Genomic DNA, 16,057 nt, shown 5'->3' with positions numbered 1-16,057 from the left:
GCAGTTGCTGGTGGAGACCTAAGCCCTGGCCATCGAGCCGTCGCTCACACTGCTGGATTTCGTCCGCTTGGCCGGCGCCCAGGCGCGCCGCACAGCGGGGATCTGTACCGGTGGCTTTGCGCTGGTCGCGGCCGGTCTGCTCCACCGGCGCCGGGCTACCACCTATTGGTCCTTCGCACGGGCCATGCAGGAGCGCTATCCACAGATCCGTGTCGAGGAGGACCGCATCTTCATCTTTGACGGCCCCGTGTGGACCACCGCCGGCCTGGACCTGGCCCTAGGCATAGTGGAAAAGGACTTAGATATGGAGGTGGCGCATCGGCTGGTTATGCAGAAATTCCGCTCTGGCGGCCAGACTTAGCATTTAGAACTGCTGACCCTGATGCCCAAATCGGATCGGATTCAGACCGCGCTCGCATACGCCCGGCAGCACCTGGGCCGCCCCCTGAGTGTTGAGGAGCTGGCCGAGGTGCCTCACCTGAGTCCGCGGCAATTTAGTCGGGTGTTTATCGCCGAGACGAGGTAGTCACCGGCAAAGGCCGTCGAGGGGCTGCGCCTGGAGACGGCACGTTTGATGATCGAGCAGCCCCGTCATTCCCTGGAAACGGTGGCGCGGGAGACCGGCTTTCGCAATCACCGCCATCTGCGCGGATTGTTCATGCGCGGCTTCGGCGTGCCGCCACAGATGATCCGACGCGACGCCCGTCGTCTGGCCTAGCCCAGGCCTTAAACGTTTCACGTGGAACCTGGCAGGTAGCGTTGAAATGGCCTATCCGCATGCGCTATTCAGGCTGCGACTTAGCCTAGAGCCCCTTACGCGCGCTTAACAGGAGGCTTGATCTGCCACGGCTTGAGCGGCCTGAAAGGCGAGGTCTCCCAAGATGTCTGCGTGCGCTTCCTGGCCGCTCATCATGTACAGCATCTGTGTCCAGAGCACATCGTAGCTTGAGAGCCAAGCGAGCAGCTCCGGATCCAGCACGTGGACGTGGAGCAGTGCGGTGGCCGCGGCTTGTAAGCGATAGGGCCGCTCAGCCGGATAGTGAACGCGATAGGGGCGCTGCAGCGGGCCCTGCCAAGGCCGCCATGGCGTTCCGTCATCGTGTTCTACGCGGAGGTCAACGACCAGCTTACCCAGATCCTGCAGCAGCACGGCATAGGCCACTGCGGCAGTCCACGCTTCGGCTTGCTCGGCCTGCTCCTCGGGTGGCGCGCCGGCAGGTAACAGACAGGCCTGGCGCAGGCGAAGTGCGCAGATGACGCGGTGAAGCGCCTGATCGAGCATGCCTCCGGCGTACCGGTAGTGCCCGTCCTGTGAAGCGGGAAATTCCTGAACCAAATGGGCGTACCGCTGCAGGGGGGCGAGGTACAGCTGTGCGAATTGCTCGCGCGAGACCGCAGTGCGCTGCCAGATCTGTTCTACCAGGACAGTGCGCGTAGGCCGTGCCAACAAGACGTCTCCCGGTAGGGGGTGACGTAGGCGTTGAGCCGAATCTGTCGTAGGGCCAGGATCAGGCAGTAGAGAGGCGTCGGTACGACGATTGAGCCAATGTCTGAGCAGGCTGAGGTCTCTGGTGGCTAATCGCATCACCTGATGGAAAAAGCGTATGTGCTGGTTCACGGGTTGTGCCTGGTGGTTCAGGAATAAGCCTTTACTGCATCCCTTGTCGCAGCGCTTGGGTTCCCTTGCCGCCTGCGCTTCGTGCGTCTTGAGTGGCCGTTGCCAGCGCCTGAAGGGCCGCACCGGTCCGTAGGCCTGCCCAGGTCAGAGCCGTTATCCAGAACGTTGGAAAGGCGATGAACATCGTGGCCATGACAAAATTCAGCAACAGGTCACCGAAGGCGTTGTTCAGGCCAATCAGTGGATCGAAATTTCGATGGGGACGTCCGGCGCCAAAGCCCCAACCATAGAGAGCATCCAGGATGGTGCTATCGAGCCAACGTGCCAGCTGAAACCAGAACTCCACGAAGAAGAGCGCAAACTGCACGGTGCTGAGCGTCAGCGTGGTCTTGAGGTCGTAGGTGCCTATGACCAGCAGCAAGGGAAGGCCAATCACCAGCGCCATTTTCAGCAGCGACAGCACCATCGGCAGTGCCTGACGCACGACGTCCATAGCGGGAAAGAACCCCAGGGATCCCAAGGCCAATCCCGTGTCTCCGGCCAAACGGGCGGCCATGTTAGGCAGCGACATATCCACCTGGCCGCCATAGTCGGTATAGACCTGACCCTGATTCAGCTTCTGCTGGCGCGGCGCGACGACAGTGCGTATGACCGCATCGTCTACGGTCTGCCGGGAGACAAAGCCTGCCCACTGCGCCAAGCGGTTCAGCAGGCCGGCATCAACCTGGGTCAGCAATCGCTTGCGCAGCCCACGTCCTGAATCGGACCACCATTGGCGACAGGTTGGATAGCCTGCGCCGTTGGGACCCGGTGCCAGGCCTGCATCACGCGTCGCTTCGTAAGGCCAGGCGGCGCGTGGAGTACGCGCCCGGTCAATGTCATAAAAGCCGGGTGAGTTGAGAAAATAGCGCGAGCCGATCCAGGTGACGTCATAACGCTGATCCGCAGCCAGGCCAGGGCGCTGCATGAACAGCCGGGCGCGCGAGGGGCCGTAGCACTCACGGGTGAAGTCGGCTACTTCCTGTGCAAGTAGTGGATCGGCAATGCGTGTGGCATCGAGCTCCATACGGATCTGTCGCAAGTCCGTGCCGCAGGGAATGGCCGCGATGGCCGCACCGGTCACAGCCTTTGATAGCGCGTGCACAAAGAACCACCAGGTCGGTATCAGGGCCTGCTGTCCATTGAGCTGGGTATAGCTCAGGGCCCACCCCGTCTTGGCAGGGGCCGCAACGTCAACCTGGCATTGGCGGGAGCGGGTCATATCAAACTGAAGGGTGTTCAGCGATACCGGGATCATGGGAATCGCTGCAAAGGCGATGACGCCGATCGCTAGGAGCATGCGGCTTTCGATGCGTTGGGTAGAGAGCAGGCTCTGCTGACTTTCATCCGCACTAATGGTGCGGGTGTGCAGCCATTCCTGGATCACGATCAGCAGAAAGGGCAGCGCAAAGAGACCGCTGGCCAGCAAAAGATTCCAGATGCCGTTATGGATAAGCCAGCCGACCAGGGTGAGGTAGTACTCAAGGTAGTCCGTGGTGTAGAGCGTCATGACAGGGTGTCCTCACTACACGACGTGGGCCCAAAGGCGCCATTCCGCAACCGCCAGCGTCGACAGGGCGAGGCCTTCCAGCAGGTACAGACGTACCACGCCGCGCGATGACCCTTCGCGGGTACGTACCCGTTGGTGCAGCCCATACCAGCCCCACGCCGTGAGGCCATACAGGCACAGCCGCCATAGCAACAGGAGCATCGCGTGCGCCTCTAGCCAAGCGGTCCAGGCCTGTAGCCGATCTAGGGAGGGTTGGACGAAGTGCGGTGCCAGGAGAAACACCACCAGGAGCACCAGCGCGACTAGTGAGCGACGCCGCAGGCATTGCTCGCGTACCGCACGCCAGGTGAGTCGCCTCATGGCACATCCTCCTGAGGGGCCTGAATCACATCCAGGCGGCGGGGGGTGGCATCACCTTGGAAGATGCCGCCTGAGCGAGCGGCGCGTTCGCGTTGGCGATCTACCACGCGCGATGCCGCATTGGTCGTCAACGTCCTGCGCAGCTCCAGCTCGGTCTTCAGGTTACCGACCTCCTGGGTCAGGGTTTCCTGCTCGGTACGAAGGGTGCGCGTGGCGATCTCATTCGCAGCGACGTTGGGCTCCTTGAGACCGGTCAGCAGCAACCGCTGGAGCAACAGCGCTTGCTCCACGACGCGTGACAAGGCCACCTCGGAGGCGAGGCGCTCGCTCAGTACGTCTCGGTCCGGCTCATCGCGTAAGGCCTCGATGACACCTCGGGTGACGGGCAGGGCGCGGCTACCGGCAGCGGCGAGCTGCTCGAAGGTGGTGGGCATGGTGCCTGCGACGAGGTGGCGCAGCGCGCGCAGGACCTTGTCGTACTCCTCCTGGATCAGTGGCGTCAGGCCTACGCCGGGTGTGGTTTGGGTCTTGGTGCACTGCGTACAGGTTCTGAGTTCGCGCTCTCCCAAGACCCGATTGGCCCAAGCCGTCGCAGCGTGGGGCGACGGCCAGACCTGACAGATTAACCGGTCGTGGCACTGCGCGGGATCCAGGTCGGTGGTCTCTTGAGCATTTCGCCCGTTGAGCAGGTTGTAGCCTGCCCGGGTGACATCGCTGATCAGGCGGATCGGGGGCTGATCACGTCCTCCCGCTGGCGCACCGGCAACCCAGGGCACGCCCTGCTGACCCCCGCGGGTTTCAGCCTGCTCAACCGCAGACACTCCATCGCGACTGGCAAGGGTTTGTTTAAGCGCCATGCCTTCTGCCAACTGGTCCCACCCTGCGCTTCCGCCAGCGAGATCTGCCATGCGACCGGCCAGGGCGCGGCAACTGGCTTTGGAACGATCGAAGTCCAAGCGCGCCTGCAAGATGCCATTGGTGAGGAGGTTATACAGGGCAGGATCTGCCCGCTGGATGATGAGCGCGGGAAGTGAGGCCACCGCGCTGGTGGCGTTCTGGATGACGTTGTTCATCAGGCTGTGAAAGCCGTTGGTGACGCCATTGAGCTGGTTTTGCACCGTGGTCGATAGGCTCATGTCGCCGCAGACCAGGTTGCTGTTCCAGCCAACGCCCACACCGAAGCTCTCCATGTTGCCCGCCGGGCTCATGGACACCGCACGGCCGCCGCCAATGCTGTAGAACACCTCGTCACTGAAGACCGGTCCGCTGAGGTTGATGCCTGTGTTGTCCAGGCGAAGTGATTGTGCACCACTGCTGGTGAGCAGCAGCATGCCTGCGGCGAGGTGCAGGGCCCGCCAAAGGCCCATTCGATGAGGAGCGGTCATGGAGATACCTGCTGAGATCGCTACATAAAGTCCTGACTGCCTAGCAGCACCTGGCCCTGGCGCTCACAGCAGGCATAGGGGCGCCACAACGCCCAGGCATAGTCGCCTTGGGGCGCCTGCGGTCCTGCTTGGTCATGCGGGAACACCACGCAGGTGGACGAAAGTCGAGGCGCCAAGGGCTGCCACCTACCGGTCTGGGCATCGCCCTCTTTGAGCGGGCCGGCGGGCCAGTAACCCGGTTGCGGCTGCGCCCGCAGCGGCTGGTAAACGTGGGGCTGTCCCTCGCGTGTGACGATATCGCCTGCGCGTTGGGCGATAACGGCGGCGCCCTTGTAGTCATCGGCTTGATGCACAAAGCCGGTACGGGGATAGACGGTGCCCCAGAGGTTGGCCTGCGCGCGGGTACCAATCTCCCGTAGGCCGGGTGACACCGCTTCAGGATAGGCGCGCTCAGGTACGCCATATCGCCAGGCCAGGGTATCGAGGGTGCTGAGCAAATAGGGTTTGAACGGCGTGCCGGCGCCACTGCAGGTGTAGCCAAACTGGCCGGCGTACTGACCCAGGGCGGCAGCGCCGGGATGACCGATCACATCCGCATTTTTGAACAGGGCGAGGTTGTTTTCATGTGCTTCGCCGCTGGTTCCTGCGCCACCTGAGTGTGCCATGGAAGTCGCTGGGCTAAGCGTACGCAGGGCCTGCCACGGGTTTTCACCGGTGTTTGAATAGCTGGCAACGACGGCGTCCGGAACGTAATGCCTGACCTTGAGCGAGGTGCGGACGCTACAGCCGCTTAAGGTGCAATAAAGCCAGTAGCAGATGCCGACAACGCGATACTGCAGACAGTCGGGTGAAGCCACTGAAGCCACGATCGCCGGGGTATCCAGTGCCAGTGATGCGGTCGCGCTGGCAAGGGTGCCGGCCAGCAGCAGAGGAGGCAGGCGAGCAGAACGCTTCATGGCCGGCGGCCCTGCTGGCGTTCGATGCGTGCCACGGCCCGGGCCACGCTCGTATCGCCATAGACGACGTAGCGGTGATCAATCACTACGGCTGGCAGGTGGGTAAGGCCCAGATGCCAGGCCTGTATAAGATCTTGGTAGGCATGGGCCAGTTGCGGGGCGAGGGCCGGCCTCTGTTCCAGGCGATGGCGAACCCGCTGTTCAGCAGTCGCAAGGTCGGGTGGTAGGTCTCGAGAAAGCTCTCCTTGCAGACACGAGGCCTCGTCGAGCAGAACGACACGGGCACCCTGAGTCTGGGTAAGTGGATGGTGGCGGTCCGTATAGGCCACAACATTCATAGCCTCTGCGCGAAGGCAGGCTAGCCCCAGGACCAAGGGTCCCAGGCAAGTAGGGCGATACCGGGCGTTACGATGGGTCATGGCGGCAGTCGTCTCCAGGCGCAGGGATATGCCTAGTTCAAAAGACGACGAAGCCGAGTACCAGAAAGAATAGGGAAGCGGGCCTTACCGGATTTTAGCGACGTTTTTGCTTGAGCGCGCATGCGGTCAGCACCGGAGAACACCCTTCGTGGGCTGCAGTAATCGACGCTCAACAAAAAACTCAACTGGCAGCAGGTCTGGACCACGCTGCCCATGCTGCGTTGTAAGGCTGGAATGAGCGCTAGGCCAGCGCACAATCGCTCATAGGTATAGTGCGTCATGCGCCAAATGGCGGTAATGTATACGCCAAATGACGCTATAGGGTTTTGTTATGACTACTGTCACCAGCCGGTCGACCAAAGACTACAACCTAGCTAAGCCGACATGGTTTCTCATCCACATTGATGCTGGACAGCTTAGTGATTACGACATCTACAAACGCACTACAGAGGGCTTTCACCGTCACGATGTAGATGCATTGATTTCGGCATATCAGCCTTTGGCGCACAAAAAGATCACCAGCCGCATCATTGGCAAATCGATCCGTACGCTGCAACGCCAGAACAGCTCAGGCCGCTCCGAAAGGCTGGATGCTCTTCAAAGCGCTGTCGCGTTCCAGTACGCCAAGGTGCTAGAGGACGCGATCAATGTGTTCGGTGACCAGCAGCTTGCAGAGCAGTGGTTGAGTCGACCCTGTAAGTATCTCGACGGAGACATTCCTTTAGATGTCATCCATAACCCGATGGGGTTTCAGGCGGTCGAAGACTATCTAGAGCGGATTAAGTACGGGGTCTATCAGTGAATGCTTTGCCTTGGTCGGGAGCGTGGCATGCCTGGCGCCTCGACCGTGCTGAGTTTGCGGACACATGGGACAAAGGAATCGGAGCTCATAAGGTGGGTGGCCGATGGAATCCGCCGGGGCGCCACGTTGTGTACGCGGCTGCGGATCCTGCTACCGCGATCTTGGAAGTCGCGGTCCACACCGGGTTTGACCTGCTGGACATCGTCCCGCATGTGCTGACTTGCTTTACTGTACTTGATCCAGACCTGATCAAGGTCGTGCAACCCGAGGACGTTTTTAACCCGAATTGGTTAACAGGTGCCCGGCCTTCTCCGAATCAGTGTCAGTTCGGGGACAACCTGTTAGATAAGCATCCGTTTGTCCTCATCCCCTCCACGGTATCTCGACACTCGTGGAATCTGCTCATGAGCTGCGATTTGGCAGAGGGTTCATACCGGTTGGAAAGCCAGGAGCGGTTTGGCCTCGATACGAGATTGCTTAAAAAAGTGAGCGAAGAGTAGAAAGATCAAAAGCTTGTTAACGCGAACCCATCACTCTGCTTTGCGTTTCGCGTGCTTTCGGGAGGACTTTCCAGCGTGAAACCAGCCTTACGGATGTGAAGGACCGCTCCCGCTGACGGTAAATTACCGCCGCGCTTTGATAAATCGATTTGGCCTCGCTTGGGTGGAGCATGCAGATTGAGGTATGCGTTTTCTATAAAGCCTATGGCAGCGCGGCGACTGATAATCCCTGCGGATAATGAGCGACAGGTCTGCCTGAGCGGCCGCTCGTTCAGTTAGGCGGCGGCCTAGGAGGGTCAAGGAGGGCCGTGGTAATGCCACGCTGCCGGTCAAGCGCCTCTGCCATTTTGAACGCTGCGTCCAACTCGCTGAGCCCGTCCTGTTGCATATAGCGGTAGCGCTCAGCTTTTTCTTCCGGGTCGGTCATGGCCAAGGCTAGAACCAGGCTAGGTGGTACCACGCGAAAGAGCGTTTCCATCGACTTGGACAGGATAACCCCTTCGCTAAACTTGCCCGCTTCCTTGCGCGCCGAGCGCATCAAGGCCTTCTGCGCCGGCGTCAGCTCGCGAAAGCGGGCGATCTTCTCGACCTCATCGGGCGGCATCGACAGGCAGATCCACCACTCGATCATGTTGAGCATGGGTTCGGCCGCTGCTGGCAAGTCGTCCAGGTTCTGAGTGGCCAGCCAGAACCAGGCGCCGAGCTTTCGCCACATCTTGGTGATCTTGACCACATAGGGTGCCAGTAGTGGGTTCTTGGTGATGATGTGTCCTTCGTCGGTGACGTTGATCAAGGGACGCCCCAGGAACTGATCGCGCTCAGCCAGGTTGTTCACGGCGTTGATGAGGCTGACGTAGGCCACGGCAAGCTGCGCGCCATAGCCCTCCCGGGCAAAGGTCGCCAGATCCACTAGGGTGATGTCAGCCTCAGGCCACGGCGTGCCAGGGCGATCAAAGAGTTCGCCGTCGCTGCCCTGACAAAACAGGCTCATGGCTTCGGCCATGTCCAAGAGGCGAGCGCGTCGAGGTTCGGGAAGGGCGTTGTCGCGTGCCTGCTCGCGTAACGTGGCGCAGAGATCGCGGGTCAGCACGGGTTGTCCCTGCGCTACACAACGTTTGGCGGTCGCCAATAGGCACTGACGCAGCAGGCTCCGGTCTGCGCGGGTCATGCGTGCGTCCTCGCGTGGATCTCCGCCGGTAATCATCAGGCGCGCGATGATCTCCAGTTCGCCCAGGACATCACGCTGCTCATCCGACGCCTCCGACTGCTCACCCTCTGCACTGTCGAGCGCTTTGGGGGAGGTCGGTGTGACCAGCCGCCAGGCATCGGCGAAGGGGGCCAGGCTGATGCCGCTGCCCGGTGTGAGGGTTACGCGGTGAACGGATAACCCCAGGCGGGCGGCGAAGTCGGCAAACAGCCCAAAGGAGTTACCGGCCTCGACGATGAATAATCGAGGTCGGTACCGCGCGGTCACCTGCTGCAGCAGGTAATTCAAGGTCGCGCTCTTGCCCGACCCGGTTGGACCGAACAGAAACAGGTGGGCGTTCATCTGGCGATCAAGGCGGCTCAGCGGGTCGAAGGTCACCAGACCCCCACCTCGATTGAAGAAGGTGATGCCGGGATGACCCGTTCCCGTACTACGGCCCCAGACAGGAGCCAGGTTCGCGGCGTGCTGCACGAACATCAACTGGGTATACCAATGCCGGCGGTCGGCCGCAGGATCAAAGACTGCGGGTAGCCAACGAAGGTAGCTGTTAAGCGGCGCCACCTCCGCGTCTTCGCGTACCACTTGCAGGCCCGCTGTCAGCAGCACGTTGGTCAGCGTGTGGCAGCGTTGGCGCAGGCTCTCCATCGCCGGTGCGCGCACATAGAACGCCAGCGCACCTCGATACAACTTATGCTGTCCGCCGATCAGGGCCCGGGCCTGCTCGACGTCCTGGCGAGTGTGCAGGGAGGCGAGGGTATCGCCCACGGCCTTGCGTGCCAGCGTATTGAGCTGCGCCTCCAATCCATCCTGTGGCGTTGCGACTACTGTCAGGCACATCACCGTGCCCTCTGGCAGCTGATCCATTACCGCATTGAGGGCCTCACCATGCCGCATCTCACCGCTCAGGTGGCCTGCTTCCGGAGGCTGACGTAGTCGATCAACCACCAGGACGCGATGAGGTTGATTGTCGAAGTGCCACACCCCGGTGGTTCGGTCTGAGCGAGGTGGCGTGAAGAAAAGCCGCTGCGCAAAATCGGTCCCGCTGGCCAACTCCAGGGCGTCGGGTGGTGTCGTGTCCGGATAGCGGGTCAGGGCGTAGAAGCGTGCCTTGTCGGCATCGGTATGGCCCAGGTGAGTGGGATCGGGATTGAACCAGCGCAGCAGCCAATCGTGGATGGCGGCAGCGTCCAGGCGTGTGCTGGACACACCCGCGCTGGCAAGCGCTGCGGTAAGACGGTCGCAGGTTGCATTCAGATCCTGCTCAGGCGCTGAGACAGGGCTGCGGCGCGCGGTGGTAGGAATTCGCCGGTAGACGACCATCCGGGTACGTCGGTGCTGCCCACGCCAGGGCAACTGGGTCACGGTGGTGTCGTCGAACAGTCCGCCAGGCGTGCTGACCGCCTGCAGGTGGCGGGCGGTCAGACGCAGGTAGTAGTCCGTGAAGATGCTGTGACGCGCGAGAGGGCGGACGTAGTCGGACAGTGTGTTGAGGTAAGCCTCGAAGGTGGGCTCGTCCTGGGCATAGAACTGTACGACCCAGGGGCTCTCGTCGTGCTCATCGAGTGTTTCCTGCAGGGCGGTTTCTACGGCGTCGCGCGCTTGCGCGAACCAGTCAGGCTCGCGTCCTTCTGTCGCCAGTGGTTGCAACTCGAAGAAGGCTGCCACCGAGCGGCCATCGTCCAAGAGCATGCACTGCGCGTCAGGCAGGTATTCCACCCACGGCAAAAGATCGACGAACGAGGGCGCCTGGGCGTACAGCCTGTCCTGATCCGCCTGGGTAGCAGGCCGGCGTTTGGACGGGTCCAGGCAGGCGCCTGGGGCGGCCAGCCCGTGCTTGGCTAGCCGCATGACATGGGCCTGCCAGGCATCCGATGACTGCGGATCCGGTGTCGTCTGGCGCAGGCGCGGCCAGCGGAGCCAAGCGCGGCGCATCAGTAGTCCTCCACGCGCTCACCGGGCAGGGCGTAGGGTACGTGTCGATAGAGCGGAAATACTGTGCTGTAGCCTGGTACCGGAACCGACTCCTCGCCGGCCAAATGCGGGAAGACATACATCACCAGGTCAGGGTTGGGCAGGCGGGGAAACTGCTGGTTGAGGGAATGAGCGCGCTGGCGCAGGTCCGCACGCGGGCCGCTGGAGGGAGGCTCATCTCCGACGGACAACGGACGACGCACCTGCTGCCGGGCCTCGTTCAGGCGAACCTCGGCGCCTTGGACACTGCTCGTGTGGGTACGCCAGAGGTCGAGCATAGTGTGATCACCGGGCGGCAGTAGCGTGTCCTTGCTGGCGCACCCTGCCAGCGTAAGGATTAGCAGCGGGGTGGCAAGCGCGAAAGTCACGTCAGTCCAAGGGCGCTGCATGGAAGCCTCCAGTGAGATGATGAACGCGTCGCCCCTGGGGGGCGTAATCCAGCGTGACGGGCTGCTCCAGGTGAACCGCAACCTGGGCGCCGGGTTTGACGTACACCGCCGCGAAGGCTTGGCCATAGAACCGATTGACCCACTGCGACAGGTCTTGCATGCCACTGGCCAGGATTTGGTTGAGCGCCCCCTGTCCGGACGTGCTGGTGGTGCCGAACGTACCGGTGCCGCTGAAGACGGCATGCGTGCCCTTGTCGGCTGACAGGAGCGATGCCGCGCCAGCACCTGCGGCGGTGATCAAGGCCTGCGAGCCCAGGTACTGGGCCGCATTGCTACGCCGTTCACCCGCTACGCAGGGAATGCCTTGGTCATCGCTGATCCAGCCCAGGGCGTTGTCCGCTGACTCACCGCGTCGGGCCTGGCCGCTGGGCGGGTTATCGTCAGGCAGGGTGCGGATCGTGCCGTCGGTAAAGACAAAGGTCAGGCTGCGGATCTGCCCGCGGACGCAGGACAGGGTCCAGTCGCCGGAGGCCGTTCCGCTAACTACGGCGCCGGCCACGTCGGGCAATTCGATGCCGTTAGCCGTGAGGTTGTCCGGGCCGATCAGCACCTTAAAGGGGTAGGGGTCATTCACCGTGCCGTCGACGGGGACGCGGCCGATCAGGGCCGTCATGGCGACCGAGCCCACCAGGGTGGCATTGGCTGGCAAGGTATAGACCGGTTTGGCCGGAGCATCAGGCGCGTGGCTCATTCGGTCGTCAGGGGCTGGGCCAGGTGGCGATTCAGGGGCTAATCCAAGCTGCAGTGGCCGCGCCTGGCTCTTGCTGGACGCAGCGTCAGGCGGCACATCGCTTGGCTCAATCCAGCGCAGTGGTACTTCAGTCGACGCCTCTTGGGTGGGCTCCAGTCCGAGCCCTACCGGCAGCTCCGTGGCATCGTCCTGTGCGGGGGTGTGCAGGCGCTGCTTGACGTCGTTGAGCAGTTGTTCGGTCTGCTGCCGTTCACGCGCCAGCTGCTCCTGAGCCTGCTGCCGCTGCGCCCGCTCAGCCTGCAGGGCGTGTTCGATTCGCTGATCGACCAGCGCGGTTGCATCCTCTGGACGGCCGGGCGCATGACGTGAGTGCTGCACATCGCGCGTTGCAGTCTCCAGCTCCTGACGCAGCTGCTTGACCTGAGCTACCAGGGTCGCGACGGTATCCCGAGGGGAGTCACCTTCAATCCCCAGGGCGGCGCGTTCCTCGCGGGTCAGCGCATGAGCGGTTTCGGGGTCAACATCAGACGTACTGGGTGACCCGGTGCATCGCGTAAGGCCGATAGCAGTCATCATTCCGGCCAGGGGAATGGCTGCCCATTTGAGTAGGCTACTGATCTTCATCGACATTACCGTGGCGCAGCGCGGGCAAGACAGGAGGGCGAGGTGTGACGTCTGGGAAGGGCGTGATCCTGGGGAGCAAGGCACCCCGCAGTCCCTGGTGGCGAGTGACGAGATAGACCACTGTGGTATCGGTGGCCTGACCGGACGGGCCAAGGTCGGGGTGCTGGAAGGTGGCGGCCACAAAGTCGCCCTGTAGTGCCTCGGGCACCAACACGATAGGACGTGCGCTTTGATTGCTCAGGCGAATTGCGGTAACCCGCAGGTGCTGCAGTTGCCAGGCGGCGAGGGCGCGTGCCCTAACCGGTAGCCCTGGCAACAGGCTGTCCAGGGGCAGCTCTTGCTCCACCTCGGCGGAGCGAATGCCCTCGACCGGTTCAAGGGTTCGTAAGGGTGCATAGAGACGCTGCGCGGCATAGCGGGTCAGGGTCATCGCCAGGGCCGCGTCCGGAACGCTCTGTACAGTACCGGCTTCAGGCGTAGTCGGCGCAGGCCGCGACTCTTCGTCTGGCGCATCCAGGACGATACGAATCGGCTCTGCCGCTGGTTGCCCCGATTTTGCCGGCTCCGCGGCGACGTCGAGCAGGATGATCATGCCCGTTTGCACATCCTGTACCTGCAGCCGCGTGGGCGGAAGCACGGTGCTGGCGCGTAGGTACAGCGCGCCGCCGGTGCTTTGGATACGCAAGCGATCACTCAGGGCTGTAGGGACGCCAACGCGCACCTTGCGGTCAAGGAACACGACACGTTCCTGGCCTACCGTGAGCGGCACTGCGAGAGGCAGGCGTTTCCAGTGCAGGATCTGTGTGGCATGACCGGGTGCTGCCACACCGAGCCCAAGGAACAGCGCGGCGAGCAGGGATAGGGGCTGACGAGTCATGTGGCGGCTCCTGGGGCTTGAGCAGGCATCAGGTCCGGATGGATGTCGATGCGTTGTGGCGGCTGGGCATAGCAGTCCAGCGCAAGGCCGAACGGGTTGTGCTCTGGATCTTGATCCAGCCGTACGACCTTGAGCTGATAGCGCACCAGCGCCCGCTTGATCTGCTCGCTGCTGTAGTACTCGTCCGCCGTCAGATCCAGCGTGACGATCCAGTCGCGAGCCGAGATCACCTTGACCCGGCGCGCGGGATCCTCGCCGTAGCCGCGCCCTGGGATCTCGTAGACGCCCCGGACGCGTAACCGCAGCTCGCCGTTGGCGCGGCGACGCTGATAGTCCTGCTCGAGGAAGGCCTGGCAGGCGGGCGTGAGGTAGGCCGAGAGGGTTTTGAGGTTGCGCTGGTAATCCGCCTCGCCATCGCTGGGCCAGCGTTGTAGCTGCTGCCAGATGTAGAAGGCGAAGGCATAGACGTTTTCGGGCGGTACGTCCCACCAACTTCGCGTGCTGCCTGAACGCAGGTCAGGCGGGATGTGGATGGTCAAATCTCGCGGTGCGCTCCACCAGCCAAGGCCCAGTAGCAATGCCAGTAGGGCCAGGGCACCGGCGGCCAGGCGAAGGGTGCGTATGTGCGCCTGCAGATGCACGATTTCGTGGCGAAAGCGGCTCATGACCAGCGCTCCCCTTCACGCAGGACCGCCCGGGAACGTCGTGTGCTCCAAGTGCCTGAGCGCAGAATCAACGCCTGTCCGCCGACCCAGGCGGCCAGGAGGGGTAGGCGGGTTGCTACCTGCCATTGCAGGTGCCGATGCAGCCAGGTATCAGGTCGTCCGCGCTTGAGGGTCTGCAGCACTCCGCTGCTCAGGTAGAGCCCAACCGCCAAGGTAATGAGGATGCCGGTGGGCAGCACCGCCAGCTGCCCAACCACAACCGCCAGCGGCAGACTCAGCCCTGACCCGATCAACGCAAACAGCGTGGTGGCAAACCAGACCTCGTCCGCGATCAGCCCTCGGACAACGGCCGGTTGGCGATTGAGTCGGTGGGGCAGGAACAGAACCTGGCCGTCTTCGGCGCGTACGGTCTCCATGGTGAGGGGCAGCTCCGCGTGTCAGAGCACACCGATGGCGGTGGTCAGCAGCCAGATCCCCACGACCAACAGCATGGCGCCAACGGCCACGGTGAGACCAAATTGCCCCCAGGTGGCGCGACCGGTGTGGATCTCGGAGTAGCGGGTATAGGCGTGGTAGCACACGCCAATAAACATGGACGCCACAACCAGCAGGGCGACCAGCATGACGATGTCGTAGCCGTAGTTTTGCAGGGTTTGCAGGATGCCGGTGCCCTGCCCACGGGTGGGTGCTTCCATCTTGGGCAAGCCAGCGGCGTGGGCGCCTTCAATCAGCCCGATACCGATGACGGCCGTCAAGGGTTGAGCAATACGGCGAGGGCAGGTACGCAACAACGACGTAGACACGTTCAGGTCCTCCATAGGTCAGGAGAGCAGTAGAAAAATCAGGGCCAGGTACAGGAAGAAAAAACGCACCGCGACGCCCAGCAGCTGGCGTTGGGTCAGGCGATGTTCGGCCCAGCTCACGAAGGCCGTGCGCAGGGCCCAGACGCCCCAGAGCTGAAAGACGGCAAAGACCAGGCTCAGCACTACCGTGGAGACGGCGGCAGGGGTGAAGCCACCGCTGGCCTGAAAGGCCGCGCTTTGTGCGGCGGAGAGGGTCATGGCGAGGACGCCTCATGCGGATCAACCTCGCGGGCGTAGTCACCTGCCAGCGGCTGCAGATCCCTGGGCTGGGCACGGGACGGTGTCAGGTAGTGTTCGATGCCCTGGCGGATGCGCTGCAGGTCTTGCTGTAGGCGGGCATAGTCGAAGTGGTAGCGGGTGCCTGCAGGGGCTATGCGCGCAGCGGTCTGGACGGCCAGGTGTTCGGTGATCGTCAGCTGCCGGATGACGGCGGCTAGCTGCTCACGCTCAGCGTCACTGTCGCCCGCCTGGGCATGGGGGGCGCCTAGGGCAACCAAGAGCGGTGTGAGGAGGAGTGGCCAGTGAAGTAGGGCGAGGCCTTTGCGCGTTGCCATCTTGCTCGCGTCCTGAGCGATCCGATGGCGCGAAGGTGCCGTTTACTGAAGCGTCATGCCGTAGAAAATCCGATTTAGGGCATGCCCACTTTTTTGTTGACGTCGACTTCCCCAGAAAGCGGAGCACATGCCAGCCAGTTTGTTGGTTGCAACCGATAACCACGGACGTTAGATTTTGGCTGTCGTGGTCAATCCCACGACCGGGAGTCGAAACCCGAGTTGTCTGAGGGCGCGGAAAGGCGCCATAGCATAGTGGTCTTTGCGATGCATCGAACACTGCGATTCTATGGCGGACCGTGCGGGGCAGGCTTTTGCCTGGCCGGTTCCCTCGGACGCCGGTATTTCGACCCCCGTACGGTTCGCCACCCTTGCCGAGTCGAAACGGTATGAGTGGCTCTTCAACCTGTCCGAGGAGCATGCCGAATGCACCGACTGCCTTTTAAGCCCGGGCTCCACCTGGCACATCCGACTACGTGTCTTACCTCTCGCATGGAGGTGTGCCATGACTAGTCGTACTAGGGCTTGTCTGAAAAGTCGTGTTTGCTAGCCTGTTCCTGTGATGGCAAT

17 protein-coding genes and 2 pseudogenes are annotated in these 16,057 nt (G+C 62.5%); 3 read left to right on the top strand and 16 right to left on the bottom strand.

The features are described from left to right. Positions 1-37: 37 nt before the first annotated feature. Positions 38-718 (top strand): annotated as a pseudogene (locus GSQ95_RS02840) (GlxA family transcriptional regulator); the annotation flags it as partial. A gap of 105 nt (positions 719-823) precedes the next feature. On the opposite strand, the gene GSQ95_RS02835 reads toward GSQ95_RS02840, so the two are convergent. The 6 genes from GSQ95_RS02835 to GSQ95_RS02810 form a co-directional block, all read right to left on the bottom strand. Then, positions 824-1,585 carry a TraI domain-containing protein gene (locus GSQ95_RS02835; protein WP_256664461.1) on the bottom strand — a complete coding sequence of 254 codons (762 nt, stop codon included), beginning with the start codon at positions 1,583-1,585 and terminating at the stop codon, positions 824-826. Between the two features lie 64 nt (positions 1,586-1,649). After that, complete coding sequence (locus GSQ95_RS02830) at positions 1,650-3,167, bottom strand: conjugal transfer protein TraG N-terminal domain-containing protein (protein ID WP_158890289.1); 1,518 nt, start codon at positions 3,165-3,167, stop codon at positions 1,650-1,652. Between the two features lie 15 nt (positions 3,168-3,182). Further along, entirely contained in the window at positions 3,183-3,527 is a 345-nt protein-coding gene (locus GSQ95_RS02825) for a hypothetical protein (protein WP_158890287.1), read from the bottom strand. Continuing rightward, positions 3,524-4,912 carry an integrating conjugative element protein gene (locus tag GSQ95_RS02820; protein ID WP_218580186.1) on the bottom strand — a complete coding sequence of 463 codons (1,389 nt, stop codon included), beginning with the start codon at positions 4,910-4,912 and terminating at the stop codon, positions 3,524-3,526. Before GSQ95_RS02820 ends, GSQ95_RS02825 begins: the two co-directional genes overlap by 4 nt. A 20-nt stretch (positions 4,913-4,932) precedes the next feature. Then, complete coding sequence (locus tag GSQ95_RS02815) at positions 4,933-5,868, bottom strand: TIGR03756 family integrating conjugative element protein (protein ID WP_158890285.1); 936 nt, start codon at positions 5,866-5,868, stop codon at positions 4,933-4,935. After that, entirely contained in the window at positions 5,865-6,206 is a 342-nt protein-coding gene (locus GSQ95_RS02810; protein WP_256664459.1) for a TIGR03757 family integrating conjugative element protein, read from the bottom strand. The genes GSQ95_RS02815 and GSQ95_RS02810 overlap by 4 nt, the downstream gene beginning before the upstream one ends. Before the next feature lie 412 nt (positions 6,207-6,618). Here GSQ95_RS02810 and GSQ95_RS02805 point away from each other — a divergent pair, with 412 nt between their 5' ends. Continuing rightward, entirely contained in the window at positions 6,619-7,089 is a 471-nt protein-coding gene (locus tag GSQ95_RS02805) for an antitoxin Xre/MbcA/ParS toxin-binding domain-containing protein (RefSeq protein ID WP_178118369.1), read from the top strand. Further along, on the top strand, positions 7,086-7,589 hold the full coding sequence (locus tag GSQ95_RS02800; protein WP_158890281.1) for an RES family NAD+ phosphorylase: 504 nt from the start codon (positions 7,086-7,088) through the stop codon (positions 7,587-7,589). The genes GSQ95_RS02805 and GSQ95_RS02800 overlap by 4 nt, the downstream gene beginning before the upstream one ends. Positions 7,590-7,860: 271 nt before the next feature. Here GSQ95_RS02800 and GSQ95_RS02795 read toward each other — a convergent pair whose 3' ends face one another. From GSQ95_RS02795 to GSQ95_RS02755, 10 genes and pseudogenes are all read right to left on the bottom strand, one after another. Further along, positions 7,861-10,728, bottom strand: a complete 2,868-nt coding sequence (locus GSQ95_RS02795; protein ID WP_158890279.1) for a conjugative transfer ATPase — start codon at positions 10,726-10,728, stop codon at positions 7,861-7,863. Continuing rightward, on the bottom strand, positions 10,728-11,156 hold the full coding sequence (locus GSQ95_RS02790; protein WP_158890277.1) for a TIGR03751 family conjugal transfer lipoprotein: 429 nt from the start codon (positions 11,154-11,156) through the stop codon (positions 10,728-10,730). The genes GSQ95_RS02795 and GSQ95_RS02790 overlap by 1 nt, the downstream gene beginning before the upstream one ends. Continuing rightward, positions 11,137-12,531, bottom strand: a complete 1,395-nt coding sequence (locus tag GSQ95_RS02785) for a TIGR03752 family integrating conjugative element protein (protein ID WP_158890275.1) — start codon at positions 12,529-12,531, stop codon at positions 11,137-11,139. The genes GSQ95_RS02790 and GSQ95_RS02785 overlap by 20 nt, the downstream gene beginning before the upstream one ends. After that, entirely contained in the window at positions 12,518-13,408 is an 891-nt protein-coding gene (locus tag GSQ95_RS02780; protein WP_158890273.1) for a TIGR03749 family integrating conjugative element protein, read from the bottom strand. Before GSQ95_RS02780 ends, GSQ95_RS02785 begins: the two co-directional genes overlap by 14 nt. Beyond that, positions 13,405-14,073, bottom strand: a complete 669-nt coding sequence (locus GSQ95_RS02775; protein WP_158890271.1) for a PFL_4703 family integrating conjugative element protein — start codon at positions 14,071-14,073, stop codon at positions 13,405-13,407. Before GSQ95_RS02775 ends, GSQ95_RS02780 begins: the two co-directional genes overlap by 4 nt. Then, positions 14,070-14,405: a TIGR03750 family conjugal transfer protein gene (locus tag GSQ95_RS02770; protein ID WP_372240042.1), complete on the bottom strand. Its 336-nt coding sequence runs from the start codon at positions 14,403-14,405 to the stop codon at positions 14,070-14,072. Before GSQ95_RS02770 ends, GSQ95_RS02775 begins: the two co-directional genes overlap by 4 nt. Next, positions 14,387-14,489, bottom strand: a pseudogene (locus tag GSQ95_RS26995) (DUF3487 family protein); the annotation flags it as partial. The gene GSQ95_RS02770 and the pseudogene GSQ95_RS26995, both read right to left, overlap by 19 nt. A gap of 21 nt (positions 14,490-14,510) precedes the next feature. Further along, positions 14,511-14,891, bottom strand: a complete 381-nt coding sequence (locus GSQ95_RS02765; protein WP_133860109.1) for a TIGR03745 family integrating conjugative element membrane protein — start codon at positions 14,889-14,891, stop codon at positions 14,511-14,513. 3 nt (positions 14,892-14,894) lie between these two features. Continuing rightward, complete coding sequence (locus GSQ95_RS02760) at positions 14,895-15,134, bottom strand: TIGR03758 family integrating conjugative element protein (protein ID WP_133860108.1); 240 nt, start codon at positions 15,132-15,134, stop codon at positions 14,895-14,897. After that, complete coding sequence (locus tag GSQ95_RS02755) at positions 15,131-15,490, bottom strand: RAQPRD family integrative conjugative element protein (protein ID WP_158890267.1); 360 nt, start codon at positions 15,488-15,490, stop codon at positions 15,131-15,133. The genes GSQ95_RS02760 and GSQ95_RS02755 overlap by 4 nt, the downstream gene beginning before the upstream one ends. Between the last annotated feature and the right edge of the window lie 567 nt (positions 15,491-16,057).

Source organism: Pseudomonas sp. BAV 4579, assembly GCF_009765395.1.
GTDB lineage: Bacteria > Pseudomonadota > Gammaproteobacteria > Pseudomonadales > Pseudomonadaceae > Chryseomonas > Chryseomonas aestiva.
The sequence above is the reverse complement of the archived record's forward strand: the minus strand, read 5'-3'. Positions and strand labels throughout refer to the sequence as shown.